Origin of the sequence: Priestia taiwanensis, assembly GCF_014638355.1 — a bacterium.
In the GTDB taxonomy this organism is placed as follows: Bacteria; Bacillota; Bacilli; order Bacillales; family Bacillaceae_G; genus Priestia_D; species Priestia_D taiwanensis.
This window is the reverse complement of sequence record NZ_BMFK01000007.1, coordinates 1-21,062: the sequence shown is the minus strand read 5'-3', so window position 1 is coordinate 21,062 and position 21,062 is coordinate 1. Positions and strand designations below refer to the sequence as shown.

The following is a 21,062-nucleotide window of genomic DNA, read 5'->3' as shown; positions in this document are numbered from 1 at the left end:
TTTTAAACAAATAGACAAAAAAGAAAAATGGCTTCGAAAGAAAACCATCATTCTGTTTAACGACATACTCATTTTACTATTTTTTCCAAGATTATCGATTTTATTCAAATATTGTCGATGAAAACTTAGAAAATAATATATTGGCATTTAACAATATTAACATAACCAAAAATAACCGTCAATGTTTTTTTGATTTTATGATATAATACCCTTTTTTCTTCACCACTACTTCCACCTCTGAAAATAGCAATTCCAATTTCTCAAGCGCAGACGGAGCTCCTTGTTTCTTTTGGATAACAATCCAAAGCTCCCCACCAGATACAAGGCGTTCGAAAGCACCTTCTAAGATGGCATGCACAACTTTTTTCCCTGCACGAATCGGAGGATTTGATAAGATAGAAGCATACTGCTTGTTTACATTTTCGTAGACGTCACTTTTGAAGATCACGACATTTGATATATTGTTTTTCGCTGCATTTTCTCTCGCTAACTCCATTGCGCGTTCATTCACATCTACCATCTCTACCGTGCAATTTGTATAGCATTTTGCAAGTGACAATCCAATCGGGCCGTATCCACAACCTACATCTAAAATGCCACCTTCCACTTCCGCAGGAGCAAAACTTTCAATAAGTAGACGAGAACCAAAATCCACTTCCTTCTTAGAGAACACCCCAGCATCCGAAGCAAACTTAAATGTATGCCCCTTCAATTCGAAAGTCCATTCACGCTTTTCACTTTTACTATTCGGTGCATTTGAATAATAATGATCACTCATGTTTTCACCCCATTTTATTACTATACCTATGTACATAGCGTACGTATAACTATACACCATGTGTCTAGACTGAAACAAACTCACCATAGCTAACCTATACTATTGTAAGTGGGATAAAAAAAAGCCCGCAGATGCGAGCTTTTTACAATTGCATAAGTTAATTACTTAACTTCTACAGAAGCGCCAACTTCTTCAAGTTTAGCTTTGATTTCTTCAGCTTCTTCTTTAGTTACGCCTTCTTTAAGAGCTTTAGGAGCGTTATCAACTACTTCTTTAGCTTCTTTTAAGCCTAAGCCAGTTAATTCACGAACTACTTTGATAACCTTGATTTTTTGAGCACCAGCGTTAGCTAATACTACATCAAATTCAGTTTGCTCAGCAGCAGCTTCACCAGCACCTGCCATCATAGCTACAGGAGCTGCAGCAGTTACTCCGAATTCTTCTTCAATAGCTTTTACTAAGTCGTTTAATTCTAAAACAGTCATAGATTTAACTGCTTCAATGATTTGTTCTTTAGTCATTTTAAGTTCCTCCTTATGGATTAAGCATATTTTATGCTATATGGTTGTTTTGTCTTACAATTAAGCGCCTTGCTCTTCTTTTTGATCTGCCACAGCTTTTGTAGCAAGTGCAAGATTGCGGATTGGCGCTTGAAGTACTGATAGTAACATAGAAAGTAAACCTTCGCGAGATGGAAGTTCAGCAAGAGCTTTAACTTCTTCAACAGTCGCAACATTTCCTTCGATTACACCAGCTTTAATTTCTAATGCTTCATTCTTCTTAGCGAATTCGTTTAGAACTTTCGCAGGAGCGATAACATCTTCAGTACTGAATGCGATAGCATTCGGCCCAACTAATACATCGTTTAAGCCAGCTAATTCAGCTTGCTCAGCAGCACGACGAGTTAAAGAGTTTTTGTAAACTTTGAACTCAACGCCAGCTTCACGTAATTGTTTACGAAGTTCAGTAACTTGAGAAACCGTTAAACCACGGTAGTCAACAACGATTGTTGATTTAGACTCACGTAATTTAGCAGCGATTTCAGAAACTACTTGTTGTTTCATTTCGATTGCGTTGCTCATTTATTACACCTCCTGTAGTTTTATCATAATACCGTAAAGTGTAATCACATAAAAACCTCCATGTAAATCAAGACATGGAGGTATATTGTTTATTAGTATAAACACGTATAACACACCTCGGTAGGATATTAAGCCCAAGGGCACCTACTGTCTACGGTACAACTATTCTTTTTCAAACACAAGATATATATTATAAAACTTTGACCTTAAAGTCAAACGTTTTTAACTTCCAATAATTAGAAAGTAGCTACGTCTACTTTTACACCAGGACCCATAGTTGAAGTAACTGTTACGTTCTTCATGTAAGTTCCTTTAGCAGCAGCAGGCTTAGCTTTTAACATTGTTTCGTATACAGTGTTAAAGTTCTCAGCTAACTTTGCGTTCTCGAAAGAAGCTTTACCGATTGGAACATGGATATTACCCGCTTTATCAACACGGTACTCAACTTTACCAGCTTTGATTTCGTTAACTGCTTTTGTTACGTCGAATGTAACTGTACCAGTTTTCGGGTTTGGCATTAAGCCTTTTGGTCCTAATACGCGACCTAATTTACCAACTTCAGCCATCATGTCTGGAGTTGCAACGATTACGTCAAAGTCGAACCAACCTTGTTGGATCTTCGCAATGTAATCTGTATCGCCTACGAAGTCAGCGCCAGCAGCTTCTGCTTCTTTTGCTTTCTCGCCTTTAGCGAATACTAATACACGTTGTACTTTACCAGTACCGTGTGGAAGAACTACTGCACCACGAATTTGTTGGTCAGCTTTCTTCGGATCTACACCTAAACGGAATGCTACTTCAACAGTTGCATCAAATTTAACTGTGCTTGTCTTCTTTACTAATTCAATAGCTTCAGCTACTGGATATACAGTTGCACGATCCACTAACTTAGCAGCTTCAACGTACTTTTTACCTTTTTTAGCCATTTTTATTTCCTCCTTATGTGGTTATAGCGGAATTACCTCCCACGAATAAAGGTTGCGAATGGAACAATTCTACCCGCAACCTTCTATACAAAAACAACTTACATGGATTAGTCTTCGATAACGATACCCATGCTACGTGCAGTACCTTCAACCATACGCATTGCAGCTTCAACAGATGCAGCGTTTAAGTCAGGCATTTTTGTTTCAGCGATTTCACGTACTTTATCGCGTTTAACTGTTGCTACTTTATTACGATTTGGTTCACCAGAACCAGACTCGATTCCAGCCGCTTTTTTAAGAAGAACAGCAGCAGGCGGAGTTTTTGTAATAAATGTAAATGAACGGTCTTCGAATACCGTAATTTCAACAGGGATAATTAGACCAGCTTGATCAGCTGTACGCGCATTGAATTCTTTACAGAATCCCATGATGTTAACACCTGCTTGACCTAATGCCGGTCCTACTGGTGGTGCTGGGTTAGCTTTACCAGCTGGAATTTGTAATTTTACCATTTTAATTACTTTTTTAGCCACGAGACACACCTCCTTAAGTCCGTGATGTGGTCATTGGACACGAGGTCCTCCCACTCAACTTAATCTTTATTTTTACTTGTATAAAGATAAAAATTTAAAATCACAGTCTTGCCACGCAAGACATACTGACCTTAAAAATATTATCACTTTTCATTTTTAATTTCAAGTTTTTTACGATTATAATTTTTCAATTTGAGAAAAATCAAGTTCTACCGGCGTTTCGCGACCTAAGAAGTCAACTAACACTTTAATTCGTTTCTTTTCTAAATCTATTTCTTGGATTGAGCCAGTTAAATTCGCGAATGGACCTTCATTTACACGAACTGTTTCGAATAGTTCATAATCGAACTCTACAGAAGCTGCATCTACACCCATATGGGTTAAAATAACTTCTACTTCTTCTTCTAATAGTGGTGTAGGCTTTGAACCAGAACCAGCCGATCCAACGAATCCAGTTACACCAGGTGTATTTCTTACCACATACCAAGAATCATCTGTCATGATTAATTCTACTAATACGTAGCCTGGGAATACTTTACGTTTTATTACTTTTTCTTTCCCATTTCTCATTTCTACTTCTGTTTCTTCTGGGACAATGACACGAAAAATCTTATCTTGCATCCCCATTGATTCAACGCGTTTCTCCAGGTTTGCTTTTACTTTATTTTCATATCCAGAGTACGTATGTACTACATACCAATTTTTTTCCATATTATTCAGGACTCTCGTCCTTCCCTCCCTGGCAATAAGTTTTCTTTACTTACGTTGTTTATTTGAGCCAATTAAATGAGCATACTAAGAAAAGAATCCTTCCAAACTCTGCTCACGCGGCTTTTTTCCCAAATTAAAAAACCCGTTTCCGGGCCTTCTATTTGATGCGTTTATTCACCATTATACCATGAACTGTTAGTTCTTATTCAAGTATTGCACGAATTAAAGAAGAAATTCCATAATCCACTGCCGCAAAGAAGGCAACAGCAAATAATACAGTTGCGACTACAACTACAGTGTAGCGAGTCAGTTCTTTCCCTTTAGGCCAGCTAACCTTTTTCATTTCACGACCTACACCACTGAAAAACCCTGTCAAACGTTGCATGTAAGAACCTCCAATTATTACACTAAACTAGTAAAATCTATTTATTTCGTTTCACGATGAACCGAATGCGAGTTGCAGTTATTACAAAACTTTTTCATTTCCAGTCTTTCTACTTCAGAGCTGTTCTTCATCGTTGTATAATTACGATTGTTACATACACTACATGCAAGAATTACTTTCTTTCTCATGTGTACACCAACCTATTTTAAGTCTATTATGTCTATTAAAATCTACCATATTTAAAAAGACAATGTCAACGTCAATTATAAACGCTGTCCTACATCGTAATTTCTCGAATTTCTAAGTATCGCTCTACTTTTCTTTTCACACGCTGAAGTGCGTTATCAATTGATTTCACATGTCGATTTAATTCAACTGATATCTCTTGATACGATCTACCATCTAAGTAAAGTGACAATACTTTTTTCTCTAAATCACTTAATAACTCTGCCATCTTCAGTTCAATATCGTCAAACTCTTCTTGGTTAATGACCATTTCCTCTGGATCCATTACTTTTGCTTCTGAGATGACGTCTAATAGAGTGCGGTCAGACTCTTCATCATAAATTGGTTTATCTAACGAAACATACGAGTTTAGAGGAATATGTTTTTGTCTCGTTGCCGTCTTAATTGCTGTAATAATTTGCCTTGTGATACATAGTTCTGCAAATGCTTTAAAAGAAGATTGCTTGTCCCCTTTGTAATCACGAATCGCCTTATACAGACCAATCATTCCTTCTTGAATAATATCCTCTCGATCCGCTCCAACAAGAAAATATGATCGCGCCTTCGCTCGTACAAAATTCTTATATTTATAAATTAAATACTCTAGCGACTCTAAATCACCGTTTTGCACGAATTCTAAAATCTCTTCATCCTCTAAAGTAGCATACTTCAAACGCATATTTTCTTCCAAGTCTGCCGTCACATCTATTCCTCCCGACCGCATGTAGTTAGAAATATTATACAGTAAGCGTTTTAAAGAGGTCAACGTTCATTGTTTGCCTCGACGCATTTTTTCAAACATTTCTGTCACTTTGTCACTAAATACTTGTCGATTCGGTAGCTTTTCTTCATTCGTTTTCTTTACATGCTTTGTAATGGACTTCTCCATTACTTCCATTTCAATAAGCAACTCACGGGCAGATTTCCGCAGTGCCCCTTGTCCAAAAATCGCCCACTGCTCTGTATAATCAGAAGTCGCAACATGGATGTGCGTATTCACTTTTCGAAGCGAGATAGCTAATTGTTCAATTCGTTCATCTGCAGTTTGATTTTTTTTTGTAAAAATCACTTCTACACGTGACTGCTTCATTTTCTTCTCTATCCCTTGCACATAATATGCATCAAATACAATAATAACGCGGTATCCCGTATGAGCTTGGTATTCTGCCATTTTGTTAATAAGTATATCTCTTGCTTCTTCTAAATCTCGTTCTTTTGCTTTTTGTAATTCTGGCCATGATCCAATAATGTTATAGCCATCTACAATTAGAATATCCACACTTATTCTCCGAGCGGATGACGTTTGCGGTATACCTCATACATTAATAAGCTTGCAGCAACAGAAGCATTTAGCGATGTTACCTTTCCGGCCATCGGAAGATTAATCAGGAAATCACACTTGTCTTTCACTAAGCGACTCATCCCCTTCCCTTCACTTCCAATCACTAAACCTATCGGCATTTTGCCATCAATGTTACGATAATCATCCTTACCCTTTGCGTCTGTACCAACAATCCATACCCCACGCTCTTTTAATTCATCCATCGCTCGCGCCATATTTGTTACACGTGCGACAGGAATGTATTCAATTGCTCCTGTTGATGCTTTTGCAACCGTTGCCGTTAATCCAACTGCACGGCGCTTCGGAATAATAATGCCATGTGCACCAACTGCATCTGCTGTACGCATAATTGACCCTAAGTTATGCGGGTCTTCAATTTCATCTAATAATAAGAAGAACGGTGCCTCGTTACGCTCCTCTGCTACCTTAAATAAATCATCCATCTCTGCATAACTATATGCCGCTACAGAAGCTACTACGCCTTGATGATTTCCTTCTACCATTTGGTCTAACTTTTTTTTCGGAGAAAACTGAACGATAACGCCATTTTCCTTTGCTAACTGAAGAACAATTTGAATTTGCCCCTTCGTAGCCCCTTCTGCTACCCACAGTTTATTTAAATCGCGTCCTGACTTTAACGCTTCAATTACGGTGTTTCTTCCAATGATGAATTCACTTGACACGTTTGTTACCCCTTTCCATTCTCTTCGACAAATTGAATTGCTGTCGTAATTATTTCTTCTAATCGTTCTTGCCTACCGAGTAAATCCAAATAGCCAATTAACGCTTCAAATCCTGTACTATATCGATATGTTTGTACATCCGTATTCTTCGGTACACTTCCAGACTTCGCATTACGACCACGTCTGAAAACAGCTAACTCCTCTTCTGTCAAACGCTCCTCTTCTAATAAGTAATGAATGACTTTCGCCTGAGACTTCGCTGATACAAATGTCGTAGCCGTCTTATGTAATTGATTTGGACGTATCGTACCTTTTTGAAGGATGTGATGTCGTACATAAATTTCATATACGGCATCACCGATATAAGCTAGCGCAAGACTATTCAATTGTTTTGCATCTATTCTTGTACGTTCTGTCATCCTTACCCTCTCTTCCATCTTACTCCTTGCGCTGTATCTTCTAAGACAATGTTCTTTTCCTTTAATTCATCACGAATTTGATCTGCTAGTTGGAAATTACGTTCCTTACGTGCTGTGTTTCGTTGTTCAATTAACGCTTCAATTTCTTCATCTAATAGTTCTTCTTTTACCTCTAATTCAAGGCCTAACACAGAAGCTAATGATGAAAACTGGTGTAAGAATGCATTTAATACATTTTGTGATGTATTTGTTTCTAATAAATATTGATTCGCTTGACGTGCAAGTCCGTACAGAACACTAATTGCGTTTGCCGTATTAAAGTCATCGTTCATATGTGTCACAAACTCTTCGTGACTCTCTTCAATCTCGTCTAGCCACACCTCATCACGATCTGTTAAATTCGTGCTGGTATCTAAACGGTGCTTAACATTTTGATATGCCGTTTTAATACGCTCAAATCCATTTTTCGTATTCTCTAATAACTCATCACTGAAATTAATTGGATGACGGTAATGTACAGATAAGATAAAGAAACGAATTAACTGTGGATCGATATGTTTAATGATATCGTGTACGAGAACGAAGTTACCTAACGACTTCGACATTTTTTCATTGTTAATATTAATATAACCATTGTGCATCCAATAATTTGCAAATGTCTTTTCATTTAATGCTTCTGACTGTGCAATTTCATTCTCATGGTGTGGGAACGATAAATCTTGTCCGCCTGCATGGATATCAATTGTATCACCTAGATACTTCTTCGCCATTGCTGAGCATTCAATATGCCAACCTGGTCGCCCATGCCCCCACGGACTTTCCCAATAAATCTCACCTTCTTTCGCTGCTTTCCAAAGAACGAAATCAAGTGGGTCTTGCTTCTTCTCCCCAACTTCAATACGCTCCCCTAAACGAAGTTCATCAATTGATTGGTGTGAAAGCTTTCCATATCCATTGAATTCTTTCGTTCGGAAGTAAACATCCCCCTCTGATTCATATGCATAACCTTTTTCAATTAATTGCTCAATGAATTCAATGATGATATCCATGCTTTCTGTTACACGAGGATGAACACTTGCCTTCTTGCATCCTAATGCTGACACATCTTCAAAGAATGCATCGATAAAGCGTTCCGCAATCGTTGGAACATCTTCTCCTAATTCATTTGCTGCTTTAATTAATTTATCGTCCACATCTGTAAAATTCGACACGTACTCCACGTCGTATCCACTATATTCAAAGTAACGACGCACCGTATCAAATACGATTACTGGTCGTGCATTTCCAATATGAATATAGTTATATACAGTTGGTCCGCATACGTACATCTTCACTTTATTCGGGGTAAGAGGTTTAAACTCTTCCTTCTGACGAGTCATTGTATTATAAAGATAAATAGTCATTTACATTCTTCCCTTCTTTCTCGTTCTTTAGCGTCTGTAATTCATCCCTTAACCGTTCTATTTCTTCTTCCATAACCTTTAATTTATCTGTCACTGGGTCTGGTAAATTACAATGATTTAAATCTTTTCCAATTCGGATGCCATCCCGAATTACAACTTTCCCTGGAATTCCAACTACCGTAGAATTTGGTGGCACTTCTGTTAATACAACTGAACCTGCCCCAATTTTAGCATTCTCTCCAATTGTAATGGAACCTAACACTTTCGCACCTGTTGCAACGAGTACATTATCTTTTAACGTTGGGTGGCGTTTTCCTTTTTCTTTTCCGGTACCACCTAACGTCACACCTTGATAAATCGTTACATTATCACCTATCTCACACGTTTCACCAATGACAATTCCCATGCCGTGGTCAATGAAAAAGCGCCGGCCAATTGTTGCTCCTGGATGAATCTCAATCCCTGTAAAGAAACGGCTCACTTGTGATATTATCCTCGCTAGGAAAAACCAACGTCTTTTAAACAACCAATGCGCAATACGATGTGCCCAAATCGCATGCAAACCAGAATATGTTAAAATAACTTCGATATAGCTCCGTGCTGCAGGATCTTGTTCGAAGATTACTTGTATATCCTCTTTCATACGCTTAAACAACAAAATCCCCCCTCGTTATTCAAAAGCAACTAAGTATTCGTTACCGTCACCTCTTTACACCAAAGCGAAACATAAGACCAAAAAAAGAAACAGCGCCCCTATGCATATCATTGATATATACACAGAGACGCTGTTACAGCGCGGTTCCACTCTGTTTGAATCATCCTCTCTTAAGGATAATCCCAACTTTTCCTTTTCATAACGGCTCTCACCGCTTCTGTCTACTACAGTTCAACAGAAGACTCCAAGGTGCACTTCAAACGTCCTTTTCTTAAATCACTTTCAGCCTACGGTGATTCTCTCTATTAAAGAAACGGTACGTCTTACTCTCCTTGTCGACGCTTTTTCATATGTGTTTACTAATATATTATCCAACCTACAAAATGTTACCCAATAAACGATTGCAGGCGAGCAATTACTTTCTCTTTCCCTAATAATACAATGGCATTAGGCAATTCTGGACCATGTGTTTGACCAGTTGTTGCGACACGGATAGGCATGAATAACGCTTTTCCTTTTTGGCCTGTCGCTTTTTGAACAGCTTTCACTGATGCTTTTACTGTATCTGGAGCTAATGTATCTAATGCTTGTAATTCTTGCACTAAAGCAGTTAGTACTTCTTTCACTTGCTCTCCGTCAATAACAGCTTGTGCTTCTTCATTTAATGTTAATGCATCTTTGAAGAATAAATCAACTAATTCTACAATCTCCGCACCATAGCTCATCTGATCTTTGTACAGAGCGATTAAGTTTGTTACCCACTCCTCTGATTTATCACTTAAATCGTATGCTTTTGCTAAGTGTGGTTTCGCTAATGCTACTACTTCTTCTAATGTAGCCGCTTTTACGTAACGATTGTTAATCCATGCTAATTTATCACGGTCAAACATTGCAGGTGCTGCACTTAAACGCTTCGGATCGAAAATAGAGATGAATTCATCTTTGCTGAAGATTTCTTCTTCTCCAACTGGTGACCAACCAAGTAACGCAATAAAGTTAAATAATGCTTCTGGTAAATAGCCAAGATCATGGTATTGTTCAATGAATTGGATAACCGCTTCGTCACGTTTTGATAACTTCTTACGATTTTCATTTACGATAACTGCCATGTGACCGAAACCAGGTGCTTCCCATCCTAATGCACGGTACACCATTAATTGTTTCGGTGTATTAGAGATGTGTTCTTCTCCGCGTAATACGTGGCTAATTTCCATTAAGTAATCATCAATTACACACGCATAGTTGTATGTTGGGATGCCGTTTTTCTTTACGATTACCCAGTCACCTACATCTTTTGATTCAAATTTAATGTTATCACGAACAATATCTTCCCACTCATACGTCTCATCCGTAGGAACAGCGAAGCGGATTGTATATTCTTTTCCTTCTGCTTCTAATGCTTGACGTTCCTCAGCTGATAAATGACGGCACTTTCCGCTATAACGCGTTGTTGGCATGCCAGCTGCCATTTGTGCCTCACGTTCTGCCGTCAACTCTTCTTCCGTACAGAAACACTTATATGCGAAACCTTTCTCCATTAATTCATCTGCATACTTCTTGTACGTATCTAAACGCTCTAATTGGCGGTAAGGACCATATTCGCCACCTTTTTCTGGACCTTCATTCCAATCAATTCCTAACCAATGTAAGAAGCGAGCTTGACTCTCTTCGCCGCCCTCTACATTACGCTCAAGGTCTGTATCTTCAATACGAAGAACCATATCTCCATTATAGTGACGTGCAAATAAATATACATACAGTGCCGTACGCGCATTACCAATATGTAAATGTCCTGTTGGACTTGGCGCATAACGTACACGAACTCGTTTTTCCATCTTCTAACGCACCTTCCGTTTCATTAAATATATACTTTCAAATTTTATAAGTTTCTTACCTTTTTTTCAATAGTACAATTGCTTGTGCGGCAATTCCTTCTTCACGCCCTGTGAATCCAAGCTGTTCTGTTGTCGTTGCCTTTACATTCACTTGATCGATTGATGCATGAAGTAACTCACTAATACGAGCACACATTTGGTCGATATATGGGCGCATTTTCGGGCGCTGTGCGATAATCGTACAGTCTAAATTCCCTAATTCATACCCTTTCTCTTCTACCAGTTTCCATACTTCTTCTAATAAAACAGCAGAATCCGCATCTTTGAAACGCATATCTGTATCCGGGAAATGTTTCCCAATATCACCTTCTGCAATTGCTCCTAAGATGGCATCTGAAACCGTATGTAATAATACATCTGCATCCGAATGACCTAGTAAACCTTTTTCGTGAGGAATCGTAATACCACCTAAAATTAACGGCCTTCCTTCACAAAAAGCATGCACATCAAATCCTTGTCCAATTCGAAACATCCTCATACCTACTTTCTCTTTAAAAAGCTTTCCGAAATAAGTAAATCTTCTGGAGTCGTTACTTTGATATTATAATAATCTCCCATCACGACTTGTACCTTATCACCTAAACGCTCGACTAGGCTTGCATCATCTGTTCCAACGAATGCCTCTCTTATAGCATACTCGTGCGCCTTTTTTAATAGAGACAAACGGAAAGCCTGTGGTGTTTGCACAGACCACAAGCTCGAACGTTCTACCGTATCTTGTACGACTTCATTCACTACACGCTTAATTGTATCTTTAACAGGAACTGCACAAATTGCCGCCCCTGTCAGCATAGATGCTCCTACTACACGATGTGTTACTTCTTTCTCCACAAATGGTCTAGCACCGTCATGCACAACAACATATTCCGCATCTTGCAGGTGTTTAACGCCGTTATATACACTCTCTTGTCTCTCTTGTCCACCAGGTATATATTCTACGTGCTTCTTAATACCATACGTAGAAAGATACATTTGAAAGATTTCTTTTTCTTCCATATTTATTACAAGCACTACTTTCTCACATTGTTCATCCATATCAAACTGCTGTAACGTATGTACAATGACCGGCTTTCCATCCATCTCTAGAAATAATTTATTCTTCCCTGCTCCCATTCGCTTTCCTTGTCCAGCAGCGGGAATAATTAATGTATATTTCATTACCTTGTCCTCTTACAACGCTTTCTCTAACGCCTTGAATTTCGCGAAAATCATACGACCTGCCGATGTTTGCAATACACTTGTTACAAGCACATCAATTTCTTTTCCAATGTATTCTCTCCCATCTTCTACAACAATCATCGTACCATCATCTAAATATGCAACACCTTGTTTCTGTTCTTTCCCGTCCTTAACAACTAATACTTTCATTTCTTCGCCAGGAAGAACAACTGGTTTAATTGCATTAGCTAAATCATTAATATTCAAGACAGATACTCGTTGTAATTCACATACCTTGTTTAAATTGAAGTCATTCGTTACAACGACACCATTTGTTAACTTTGCTAATTTCACAAGCTTACTATCTACTTCATGAATATCTTCAAAGTCACCTTCGTATACCTCTACTTTAATCGGTAATTCCTTTTGAATACGATTCAAAATATCAAGGCCTCGGCGTCCGCGGGTTCTTTTCAATGAGTCAGATGAATCAGCAATGTGCTGCAACTCACCTAATACGAATTGTGGAATAACAATTGTTCCCTCTAAGAAACCAGTTTGACATATATCTGCAATACGCCCGTCAATAATGACACTTGTATCAAGTATCTTCCATGATGATTGGGCCGCTTCTACATCTTCTGTTTCTCCACCTGCACCTTTCTTCTTCGCACTACGTTGCACCGTTAAAATACTTGCCAATTCATGACGCTTTTTAAACCCAACTTGAAACCCTAAATAGCCACATAGTACCGTAATGAACAATGGTACGACGGTGCTAATAATTTCCAATGAAAAGTTTCGCATCGGAATAGATAAAAAGTAAGCAACAATTAATCCGAAGATAAGCCCTAAGCTACCGAATAAAATATCCGTAACTGGCGCCTTTACTAATCGCTCTTCCACATATTTAATCAAACCAACAATATGATCAACCGCCCAAAATGTTAATGCATAAAACACAGCTGCACCAACAATGGCACCTACTGTACCACTTATATATGGATTGGCTAAAAAGCCGATTTCTAGTTTATCTGTTAACATCGGAATAAAGACAATGCCTAGTATTCCCCCAATAATCCAAAATGCAATTTGAACTGCTCTTTTTAACATAACACACCTCCTGAATGTATAATGTGCTTTCTAGCATTATACCACGTTATAATATAAGTTTCTTTTATTATTTGACACCCCTGCCATTTCATAAACACCTTTTTAATATAGAATGAAAAATATTCTATCTTTTAAGTATACAGTAAATTGGTAGAATAATCCTTTTCTTTGTTGGGATTTATTTTATTAATGATGGCGATTAATATGTAAGTGTTCTTGAATTCGCTTCAATCCGTCCTTTATTTTCCTTGCTCGTACTTCACCAATACCCTCTACTTCATCTAAATCAGACATTGTCGCACGACAAACACCTTTTAAATGCCTAAACGTCTCAATTAAATTTTCAATTACAAGTGGAGGCAAGCGTGATATTTTTGTTAAAATACGATATCCTCTTGGGACAATTAACCCTTCCATATTCATATGGGGTGGGTATCCTAATAATTTCACGATAACAACATCATCTAGCAATTCCATATTAGACAGTTCTTGCAACTTACGTAAGATAACATGTGGATCTTGTTCTTTATCATAATGATAATCTTTAATAAGTAAAAGTGCTTCTTTCTCAATATCAGATACTAATTCCGCTAATTGTAACCGAATAAGTCGACCTTCTGTCCCTAATTCATTCACATAGTTATGCACTTCATTTTTAATACGCAGTACCATTTCCACACTATGTAAAACGGATACCACTTCTGCTAATGTTGTTACTTCCTCAAATTCTAACAACCCTAGCGTTGTAATACGCTGATTCCATACGACTTTGTATTTTTCTAGCGTTTGAATTGCTTGATTCGCTTTCGTCAAAATAACCCCAATATCTCGAAGTGTATAACGTACATTCCCTTGGTAAAGAGTTATAACATTACGACGTTGGGAAATAGCAATTACAAGGTTTCCTGTTTGCTTCGCTACTCGTTCCGCTGTACGATGCCTCATTCCTGTTTCAATAGAACTAATCGATGCATCTGGAATAAGCTGTGCATTGGCTAAAATAATTTTACTTCCTGTTTCATTTAACACAATGGCACCGTCCATTTTTGCCAATTCATAAAGGCTAGCTGGAGAATATGGACATTGAATAAAAAATCCACCATCCACCATCTCTTTCACAAGTTCGTTATATCCTAACACAATTAATCCACCTGTTTCAGCTCGTAAAACGTTATTAATACCATCACGTAACGGTGTCCCAGGTGCAACGAGTTGTAATAAATTAACAATATTTTTTGATTTTTGTTTGTTTTCTTCCATCTAGGTTACTCTGGTATTCATCATCTAGAAACCAGTATCCTCCTTCCCTATTGTCCTAATGTATGACGTATTGCCTCTCCAACATTATTTACACCAATTACTTCAATACCATCTGGGATTGTCCAACCACCGAAGTTTTTATTGGGGATAATAATTCGCTTAAACCCAAGCTTCGCTGCTTCTTGGACACGTTGTTCAATGCGTGCAACACGTCTTACTTCACCTGTTAGTCCAACTTCCCCTACAACAACATCAGTTGGAGATGTTGGCTTATCTTTGAAACTTGATGCAATGCTCAGTGCCACTGCTAAATCAATTGCTGGTTCATCTAACTTCATCCCACCAGCTACCTTTAAATATGCATCTTGGTTTTGTAACAGTAACCCGACACGTTTCTCCAACACCGCCATAATCAAGGATACGCGGTTATGATCAATACCAGTCGCCATTCTTCTAGGATTCCCAAAACTCGTCGGAGAAATTAACGCTTGAATCTCGACAAGAACCGGGCGCGTTCCCTCCATAGAAGCAACAACCGTAGATCCAGCTACTCCTACCGGACGCTCTTCTAAGAAGATTTCAGACGGATTCAACACTTCCTCTAATCCAAGCTCTTTCATTTCAAAAATACCCATCTCATTTGTTGAACCAAATCTGTTCTTTACAGCTCGCAAAATTCGATACGTATGATGACGTTCTCCTTCAAAGTAGAGCACTGCATCAACCATATGTTCTAACATTCTTGGTCCAGCTATTGATCCTTCTTTTGTTACATGACCAACGATAAAAATAGGAATGCCTTTCGTCTTAGCTAACTTCATTAACTCTGCCGTACACTCTCGTACTTGGGATACACTTCCCGGTGCAGAAGTAACCTCCGACAGATAGATCGTTTGAATCGAGTCAATAACAACTAAGTCCGGATTTACTTCCTCTATATAGCGGGTAATATATTGTAGATCAGTTTCTGATAACACGTAAAGATTGTCGCTCTCTACACCTAATCTCTCTGCACGTAGCTTAATTTGTTTCGGAGATTCTTCCCCTGATATATATAAAACACGATGATTTGCTTCTGCTACTTGTGAAGATACTTGCAAGAGAATCGTCGACTTTCCAATTCCAGGATCGCCTCCAATTAGTACAAGAGACCCTTGTACAATTCCCCCGCCTAATACGCGATTAAATTCACTAAATTTCGTTGGGATACGAGCCTCATTCTTTGTCTCAACACTCGTGATTTTTTGTGGTTTTGATGCTTCAGTGGATAAAGTTGTTGTATATGTTAATCTTCTAGAGGATTTTTGTGGCGCTATCTCTTCAACCATCTTATTCCAAGCGTTACAACCTGGACATTTCCCCATCCATTTCGGCGATTCATACCCACAATCTTGACACATAAACTTTGTTTTTTGTTTTGCCATGTCTATACTTTCCTCACTTTTCTACAACACTATCTGCATAACCTTATAATGCAAACAAAGGAGCTATCGACAAGCCCCTTTGTTCTACTTCTCTTATTTATTATTTTACCTTTTCTACTGTGCGAATGACAAATGATTCTTGCTCAACATCTAACGTTACTTGTTGACCACGTTCAATTTCACCACGTAGTAGTTCTTCTGACAAGCGATCTTCTACATGCTTTTGAATTGCACGGCGTAACGGACGAGCTCCATATTCTAAATCACTGCCTTCTTTTGCAAGCTTATCAATTGCTGCATCGGTTAGAATTAACTCGATTTGTTGTTCTTCTAGACGCTTCGTTAACTGACGCGCCATTAATGTTACAATTTCTTTTAAGTGTTTGTCTTCTAATGAATGGAACACAATAATTTCATCGATACGATTTAAGAACTCTGGACGGAATGCTTTCTTTAGTTCATCCATCACTTTTCCTTTCATATCGTTATGCTTTGCCGACTCATCTTGTACGTTAAAACCAACATATTTATTTTTCTTTAGTGCACTAGCTCCAACGTTTGAAGTCATAATAACAATTGTATTACGGAAGTCTACTGTGCGCCCTTTCGAATCCGTTAAACGCCCATCCTCTAATACTTGTAATAAAATATTAAATACTTCTGGATGTGCCTTTTCGATTTCATCTAACAAGATAACTGAGTACGGTTTACGACGTACTTTCTCCGTTAACTGACCACCTTCATCATGTCCAACGTATCCTGGAGGTGAACCAACGAGACGAGATGTCGAATGCTTCTCCATGTACTCAGACATATCTACACGAATCATTGCATCTTCATCGCCAAACATTGCTTCCGCTAAAGCTCTTGCTAATTCTGTTTTTCCGACACCTGTTGGCCCTAAGAAAATGAACGAACCAATTGGGCGTTTTGGATCTTTTAATCCTGCTCTTGCACGACGAACCGCTTTTGATACTGCTACAACAGCTTCTTCCTGCCCAATTAAACGAGAGTGTAACAGTTTCTCCATGTTAAGTAACTTATCTGTTTCTGTTTGGGCAATTTTTGATACAGGAATTCGTGTCCATGTAGATACAACACTTGCAATATCTTCAACGGTTACTTCCGTGTTTTCTTTTCCTTGTTGCTCTTTCCATACTCTCTTCGTGTCTTCTAACTGTTCACGTAGACGTTGTTCAGCATCACGTAATGATGCTGCTTTCTCAAACTCTTGACTTTGAACAGCTGCGTCTTTCTCTTTGCGAACCTCTTCTAACTTTATTTCTAATTCTTTTAAATTAGGTGGTGTTGTGAAAGAACGAAGACGCACTTTAGAGCCTGCCTCATCAATAACATCAATTGCTTTATCTGGTAAGAAACGATCTGTAATGTATCGATCTGATAACTTTACAGCTTCAACAATCGCCTCATCTGAGATAGATACACGATGATGTGCCTCATAACGATCACGTAACCCTTTTAAAATTTGAATCGACTCTTCCATACTTGGCTCATCTACATGAATTGGTTGGAAACGACGCTCTAGTGCAGCATCTTTTTCAATGTATTTACGATACTCATCTAACGTTGTAGCACCAATACATTGTAATTCGCCTCGTGCAAGAGATGGTTTTAAGATATTTGATGCATCAATCGCACCTTCTGCACCACCAGCACCAATTAATGTATGCAACTCATCAATGAACAAAATAATATTTCCTGCTTGGCGAATTTCATCCATTACTTTCTTTAAGCGATCTTCAAATTCCCCTCGGTATTTCGTACCAGCTACTACTGTCCCCATATCCAATGTCATCACTCGCTTGTCGCGTAGCGTCTCAGGCACTTCATTATGAACAATTTGTTGTGCCAATCCCTCTGCAATAGCGGTTTTTCCGACACCAGGCTCTCCAATGAGTACTGGATTATTCTTTGTACGGCGGCTCAACACTTCAATAACACGTTGAATTTCTTTACTACGGCCAATGACTGGATCTAATCGATCTTCTCTGGCAATCACTGTTAAATCTCGTGCTAAACTATCTAACGTTGGTGTATTCACATTCGAAGTTGCACTATTTTGATGGCCAGATGCAGTTTCATTGCTACCTAGCAACTGAAGCACTTGCTGGCGCGCTTTATTTAAACTTACACCTAAGTTATTTAAAACGCGTGCGGCAACACCTTCTCCTTCACGAATTAACCCTAATAGAATATGCTCTGTTCCAACATACGAATGTCCTAGTTTTCGAGCTTCATCCATAGATAATTCGATTACTTTCTTAGCTCTTGGTGTGTAATGAATCGTTTGGACGCTTTCTTGCCCACGACCAATTAACGATTCTACTTCTTTTTGGACTTTCTCTGGGCTTAAACCTAATGCTGTTAATGCCTTCGCAGCAATGCCTTCTCCTTCACGAACAAGTCCTAACAAAATATGCTCTGTTCCAATATTATTATGACCAATTCGAATCGCTTCTTCTTGAGATAAAGCTAAAACTTTTTGGGCACGTTCTGTAAATCTTCCAAACATCATTTATCCTCATCCTCCTTGTGTATCTCTAATAATAATCTCTCACGAATTAACGAAGCTCTACGTATATCTCTTTCCTTTGTATCCAATGGAGCTCCTGCGTATTGCTGTAAAATTCCTGGTTGTGTTAAAATCATCAATTCATTGAACACATGCGTAGAGATGTTCGTAATAAATGATAAGTCCATTCCGAGTCGAATATCAGACAAACACTTTGCTGCTTCTTTTGAATCAATAATTCTGCTATTCATTAAGGTACCTAATGAGCGATATACTCTATCTTCTAAGGAAATCGGAGACACTTTTTTCATTGCCTCCCTTGCGATTCTTTCTTGGGAAATAATTTGTTTTACGACATTTTTTAAATCACTTATTGTTTCTTCTTCTGATTTCCCTAGTGTCATTTGATTAGATACTTGAAAAATATTCCCCAGTGCTTCGCTACCTTCTCCGTATATTCCTCTTACTACAAATCCTAATTGGTTAATAGCCGGAACAATACGGTTGAGTTGTTTTGTCAATACAAGCCCTGGTAGATGCATCATAACGGATGCTCTGAGCCCAGTACCAACATTCGTTAAGCAACTTGTTAAATATCCAAGTTGTGTATCAAATGCATAATCTATTTCTTGCTCAATCCAATCATCTACTTTGTTGGCCATCTCTAATGAATCTTCTAATTGTAAGCCGGGAAATAAACATTGAATACGAATATGATCCTCTTCATTTACCATCATGCTAATTCTCTCATCATCAGATAGCATACATGCCCCATATGTAGCATGTTGCGCTAGATATGGACTAATCACATGTTTTTCCATAAGGACACGTCGATGTATTGGCTGTAACTCTTCCATCCTCAATGTCAGAAGTGGGACTTTCTGTTCAAATGCCTTTCCATCTAACTTTTCATTTAACTCATCTACAACTGTTAACGCTTCTTCTTCGTCCATTAAGTGCGGAAAACGATAATGCTTTATATTACGCGCCAAACGTATTCTCGTGCTCATCACAATGTCAGAGTCAGGGCCATCTTCTATCATCCATGGACTAATTACTTGATTCATCACACGATGTAATGACATCCCTAGTTCTCCCCCTTTCGTTGAACAACTAATTGTTGTTCAAGGGTACGAATGTGATCACGAGTTTTTGCTGCTTCTTCAAATTCTTCTTCTTGGATTTGTTGTTGTAAGCATTCTTTTAAATACATAATTTCTTTTTCCATAGAAATACTATATTGCAACTTCGTAGGGACTTTTCCCTTATGCATCGTATTTCCACCTTGTAATCTTCTCAAAAATGGTGGTAGTTGTTTTTCAAATACGTCATAACAATGGTCACAACCGACACGACCTAATTCTGTAAATCTTTTGTACGTTAAATGGCATTTATCGCATATTAATATATGCGGATGCACATGCATATCTGCCTTCTTTTGTATAAATGGATGCTCTGCCTGAAGAAACGCCGCTAACCAATTGTGAATGGGTATGTCATGACTAGAGTCATTAAACAACGTATCACCTTTTGCACATTGTTCACACAAATGTCCTTCTGTCTTTTCTCCATTTATTATTTTTGTAAAATGCAATGCTGCAGGTCTTTCTTTACATTCTTCACAAATCAAAAAAATCCCTCCTTTGCAACAAAACATTACTTATATTTTAAACTCTTTAACATTGCCCTTAACATTCTTGCTCTTAATTCATCTCGAAATGGTAAATCAATCATTAACACAGATCGGTCTAAAACACTAAGCATTAATTTTGCTTCACGCTTCGTTACTAGTTTTTCTTCCATTAAGCGCTCAATAATGTCTTCGGCGCTTGATTGAGGGATATTGTTATCAATTAGCTCTAGCATTTGATCAATTACATGAATGTCTTCATGAAGCTTCACCTTAATAATGCGAATATAGCCTCCCCCACCTCGCTTACTCTCTACTAAGTAACCTCTTTCTAACGTAAAACGAGTATTAATAACATAGTTAATTTGAGATGGTACACAATCAAAGCGATCTGCAATCTCACTCCGTTTAATCTCTACCACATTATTTTCATTCCCATTAAACACTTGCTTTAAGTACTGTTCAATGATATCGGATACGTTTTTCATTCATCCTCCACCTTTATTGACTTTGACTAACTTTGACTTTAGTTACATTATATAACTACATAGAATTTTTTCAACTATTTTGTTTCTGCATTTATTTACATCCTAACCATTTTCTATATAAATCCATACTATTCTATTGAAAAAGAATACGGAATATATTCTCTTTGTATATAAAGGAAAACACAAAAAGAACTAGCATATATATGCTAGTTCTTTTTACATTGCCTGGCGACGTCCTACTCTCACAGGGGGAAACCCCCAACTACCATCGGCGCTAAAGAGCTTGACTTCCGTGTTCGGTATGGGAACGGGTATGACCTCTTTGCCATCATCACCAGACTTATTTAATTTTTGAAGTATTTATTCCTTCAAAACTAGATAATGTGTGCTAAACCTTGCATAAACGTTAGTTAAGTCCT

Annotated in this window: 24 protein-coding genes, 1 rRNA gene and 2 other annotated features; all 25 genes read right to left on the bottom strand. The window is 38.1% G+C overall.

Going from position 1 to position 21,062, the window contains the following annotated elements:
- Positions 1 to 178: 178 nt before the first annotated feature.
- Positions 179 to 778 (bottom strand): class I SAM-dependent methyltransferase, encoded by a 600-nt coding sequence (locus IEV41_RS18470; protein WP_188389991.1) that lies wholly within the window; start codon positions 776 to 778, stop codon positions 179 to 181.
- A gap of 161 nt (positions 779 to 939) precedes the next feature.
- Positions 940 to 1,299 carry a 50S ribosomal protein L7/L12 gene (rplL, locus tag IEV41_RS18465; protein ID WP_188389990.1) on the bottom strand — a complete coding sequence of 120 codons (360 nt, stop codon included), beginning with the start codon at positions 1,297 to 1,299 and terminating at the stop codon, positions 940 to 942.
- Between the two features lie 60 nt (positions 1,300 to 1,359).
- Positions 1,360 to 1,860, bottom strand: coding sequence for a 50S ribosomal protein L10 (gene rplJ, locus IEV41_RS18460; protein ID WP_188389989.1), 501 nt, complete (start codon positions 1,858 to 1,860; stop codon positions 1,360 to 1,362).
- Positions 1,861 to 1,900: 40 nt separating this feature from the next.
- Positions 1,901 to 2,035, bottom strand: a sequence feature (ribosomal protein L10 leader region).
- Between the two features lie 61 nt (positions 2,036 to 2,096).
- Complete coding sequence (gene rplA / locus IEV41_RS18455) at positions 2,097 to 2,786, bottom strand: 50S ribosomal protein L1 (RefSeq protein WP_188389988.1); 690 nt, start codon at positions 2,784 to 2,786, stop codon at positions 2,097 to 2,099.
- A 107-nt stretch (positions 2,787 to 2,893) separates the two neighbouring features.
- The gene (rplK, locus tag IEV41_RS18450) at positions 2,894 to 3,319 is read right to left on the bottom strand and encodes a 50S ribosomal protein L11 (protein ID WP_028397322.1); all 426 of its coding nucleotides are present in this window, start codon (positions 3,317 to 3,319) and stop codon (positions 2,894 to 2,896) included.
- Between the two features lie 177 nt (positions 3,320 to 3,496).
- Positions 3,497 to 4,030, bottom strand: a complete 534-nt coding sequence (gene nusG, locus IEV41_RS18445) for a transcription termination/antitermination protein NusG (protein ID WP_188389987.1) — start codon at positions 4,028 to 4,030, stop codon at positions 3,497 to 3,499.
- A gap of 202 nt (positions 4,031 to 4,232) precedes the next feature.
- The gene (secE, locus tag IEV41_RS18440; protein WP_188389986.1) at positions 4,233 to 4,415 is read right to left on the bottom strand and encodes a preprotein translocase subunit SecE; all 183 of its coding nucleotides are present in this window, start codon (positions 4,413 to 4,415) and stop codon (positions 4,233 to 4,235) included.
- A 41-nt stretch (positions 4,416 to 4,456) separates the two neighbouring features.
- A complete protein-coding gene (rpmG, locus tag IEV41_RS18435) occupies positions 4,457 to 4,603 on the bottom strand; it encodes a 50S ribosomal protein L33 (protein ID WP_188389985.1) in 147 nt (48 codons plus the stop codon).
- 89 nt (positions 4,604 to 4,692) lie between these two features.
- A complete protein-coding gene (gene sigH / locus IEV41_RS18430) occupies positions 4,693 to 5,364 on the bottom strand; it encodes an RNA polymerase sporulation sigma factor SigH (protein ID WP_188390038.1) in 672 nt (223 codons plus the stop codon).
- Between the two features lie 45 nt (positions 5,365 to 5,409).
- Positions 5,410 to 5,919, bottom strand: a complete 510-nt coding sequence (locus IEV41_RS18425; RefSeq protein ID WP_188389984.1) for an NYN domain-containing protein — start codon at positions 5,917 to 5,919, stop codon at positions 5,410 to 5,412.
- A gap of 2 nt (positions 5,920 to 5,921) precedes the next feature.
- A complete protein-coding gene (gene rlmB, locus IEV41_RS18420; protein WP_188389983.1) occupies positions 5,922 to 6,665 on the bottom strand; it encodes a 23S rRNA (guanosine(2251)-2'-O)-methyltransferase RlmB in 744 nt (247 codons plus the stop codon).
- A 5-nt stretch (positions 6,666 to 6,670) separates the two neighbouring features.
- A complete protein-coding gene (locus IEV41_RS18415) occupies positions 6,671 to 7,084 on the bottom strand; it encodes a Mini-ribonuclease 3 (protein WP_229722288.1) in 414 nt (137 codons plus the stop codon).
- A gap of 2 nt (positions 7,085 to 7,086) precedes the next feature.
- A complete protein-coding gene (gene cysS / locus IEV41_RS18410) occupies positions 7,087 to 8,487 on the bottom strand; it encodes a cysteine--tRNA ligase (RefSeq protein WP_188389981.1) in 1,401 nt (466 codons plus the stop codon).
- Positions 8,468 to 9,142, bottom strand: a complete 675-nt coding sequence (gene cysE, locus IEV41_RS18405) for a serine O-acetyltransferase (RefSeq protein WP_188389980.1) — start codon at positions 9,140 to 9,142, stop codon at positions 8,468 to 8,470. The genes cysS and cysE overlap by 20 nt, the downstream gene beginning before the upstream one ends.
- Positions 9,143 to 9,262: 120 nt before the next feature.
- Positions 9,263 to 9,490: a binding site (T-box leader), on the bottom strand.
- A gap of 38 nt (positions 9,491 to 9,528) precedes the next feature.
- On the bottom strand, positions 9,529 to 10,977 hold the full coding sequence (gene gltX / locus IEV41_RS18400; protein ID WP_188389979.1) for a glutamate--tRNA ligase: 1,449 nt from the start codon (positions 10,975 to 10,977) through the stop codon (positions 9,529 to 9,531).
- 55 nt (positions 10,978 to 11,032) lie between these two features.
- Entirely contained in the window at positions 11,033 to 11,509 is a 477-nt protein-coding gene (gene ispF / locus IEV41_RS18395) for a 2-C-methyl-D-erythritol 2,4-cyclodiphosphate synthase (protein WP_188389978.1), read from the bottom strand.
- An 8-nt stretch (positions 11,510 to 11,517) separates the two neighbouring features.
- Positions 11,518 to 12,195 (bottom strand): 2-C-methyl-D-erythritol 4-phosphate cytidylyltransferase, encoded by a 678-nt coding sequence (gene ispD / locus IEV41_RS18390; protein WP_188389977.1) that lies wholly within the window; start codon positions 12,193 to 12,195, stop codon positions 11,518 to 11,520.
- Positions 12,196 to 12,207: 12 nt separating this feature from the next.
- The gene (locus IEV41_RS18385; protein WP_188389976.1) at positions 12,208 to 13,308 is read right to left on the bottom strand and encodes a PIN/TRAM domain-containing protein; all 1,101 of its coding nucleotides are present in this window, start codon (positions 13,306 to 13,308) and stop codon (positions 12,208 to 12,210) included.
- 186 nt (positions 13,309 to 13,494) lie between these two features.
- Complete coding sequence (gene disA / locus IEV41_RS18380; protein ID WP_188389975.1) at positions 13,495 to 14,568, bottom strand: DNA integrity scanning diadenylate cyclase DisA; 1,074 nt, start codon at positions 14,566 to 14,568, stop codon at positions 13,495 to 13,497.
- 47 nt (positions 14,569 to 14,615) lie between these two features.
- Positions 14,616 to 15,992, bottom strand: coding sequence for a DNA repair protein RadA (radA, locus tag IEV41_RS18375; protein ID WP_188389974.1), 1,377 nt, complete (start codon positions 15,990 to 15,992; stop codon positions 14,616 to 14,618).
- Positions 15,993 to 16,092: 100 nt separating this feature from the next.
- Positions 16,093 to 18,528, bottom strand: a complete 2,436-nt coding sequence (gene clpC / locus IEV41_RS18370) for an ATP-dependent protease ATP-binding subunit ClpC (protein ID WP_188389973.1) — start codon at positions 18,526 to 18,528, stop codon at positions 16,093 to 16,095.
- Positions 18,525 to 19,610, bottom strand: coding sequence for a protein-arginine kinase McsB (gene mcsB, locus IEV41_RS18365; protein WP_188389972.1), 1,086 nt, complete (start codon positions 19,608 to 19,610; stop codon positions 18,525 to 18,527). The genes clpC and mcsB overlap by 4 nt, the downstream gene beginning before the upstream one ends.
- A 2-nt stretch (positions 19,611 to 19,612) precedes the next feature.
- Complete coding sequence (locus IEV41_RS18360) at positions 19,613 to 20,155, bottom strand: hypothetical protein (protein WP_188389971.1); 543 nt, start codon at positions 20,153 to 20,155, stop codon at positions 19,613 to 19,615.
- Positions 20,156 to 20,181: 26 nt separating this feature from the next.
- On the bottom strand, positions 20,182 to 20,643 hold the full coding sequence (locus tag IEV41_RS18355) for a CtsR family transcriptional regulator (RefSeq protein ID WP_188389970.1): 462 nt from the start codon (positions 20,641 to 20,643) through the stop codon (positions 20,182 to 20,184).
- Positions 20,644 to 20,866: 223 nt separating this feature from the next.
- Positions 20,867 to 20,982: ribosomal RNA gene (rrf, locus tag IEV41_RS18350) — 5S ribosomal RNA — on the bottom strand.
- Positions 20,983 to 21,062: the final 80 nt, after the last annotated feature.

Bases quoted from the DNA above. Each gene is read 5' to 3' on its own strand.
- IEV41_RS18470 (WP_188389991.1), bottom strand. From the start codon at position 778: ATGAGTGATCATTATTATTCAAATGCACCGAATAGTAAAAGTGAAAAG.
- rplL (WP_188389990.1), bottom strand. From the start codon at position 1,299: ATGACTAAAGAACAAATCATTGAAGCAGTTAAATCTATGACTGTTTTA.
- rplJ (WP_188389989.1), bottom strand. From the start codon at position 1,860: ATGAGCAACGCAATCGAAATGAAACAACAAGTAGTTTCTGAAATCGCT.
- rplA (WP_188389988.1), bottom strand. From the start codon at position 2,786: ATGGCTAAAAAAGGTAAAAAGTACGTTGAAGCTGCTAAGTTAGTGGAT.
- nusG (WP_188389987.1), bottom strand. From the start codon at position 4,030: ATGGAAAAAAATTGGTATGTAGTACATACGTACTCTGGATATGAAAAT.
- secE (WP_188389986.1), bottom strand. From the start codon at position 4,415: ATGCAACGTTTGACAGGGTTTTTCAGTGGTGTAGGTCGTGAAATGAAA.
- rpmG (WP_188389985.1), bottom strand. From the start codon at position 4,603: ATGAGAAAGAAAGTAATTCTTGCATGTAGTGTATGTAACAATCGTAAT.
- sigH (WP_188390038.1), bottom strand. From the start codon at position 5,364: ATGCGGTCGGGAGGAATAGATGTGACGGCAGACTTGGAAGAAAATATG.
- IEV41_RS18415 (WP_229722288.1), bottom strand. From the start codon at position 7,084: ATGACAGAACGTACAAGAATAGATGCAAAACAATTGAATAGTCTTGCG.
- cysS (WP_188389981.1), bottom strand. From the start codon at position 8,487: ATGACTATTTATCTTTATAATACAATGACTCGTCAGAAGGAAGAGTTT.
- gltX (WP_188389979.1), bottom strand. From the start codon at position 10,977: ATGGAAAAACGAGTTCGTGTACGTTATGCGCCAAGTCCAACAGGACAT.
- ispF (WP_188389978.1), bottom strand. From the start codon at position 11,509: ATGTTTCGAATTGGACAAGGATTTGATGTGCATGCTTTTTGTGAAGGA.
- ispD (WP_188389977.1), bottom strand. From the start codon at position 12,195: ATGAAATATACATTAATTATTCCCGCTGCTGGACAAGGAAAGCGAATG.
- IEV41_RS18385 (WP_188389976.1), bottom strand. From the start codon at position 13,308: ATGTTAAAAAGAGCAGTTCAAATTGCATTTTGGATTATTGGGGGAATA.
- disA (WP_188389975.1), bottom strand. From the start codon at position 14,568: ATGGAAGAAAACAAACAAAAATCAAAAAATATTGTTAATTTATTACAA.
- radA (WP_188389974.1), bottom strand. From the start codon at position 15,992: ATGGCAAAACAAAAAACAAAGTTTATGTGTCAAGATTGTGGGTATGAA.
- clpC (WP_188389973.1), bottom strand. From the start codon at position 18,528: ATGATGTTTGGAAGATTTACAGAACGTGCCCAAAAAGTTTTAGCTTTA.
- mcsB (WP_188389972.1), bottom strand. From the start codon at position 19,610: ATGTCATTACATCGTGTGATGAATCAAGTAATTAGTCCATGGATGATA.
- IEV41_RS18355 (WP_188389970.1), bottom strand. From the start codon at position 20,643: ATGAAAAACGTATCCGATATCATTGAACAGTACTTAAAGCAAGTGTTT.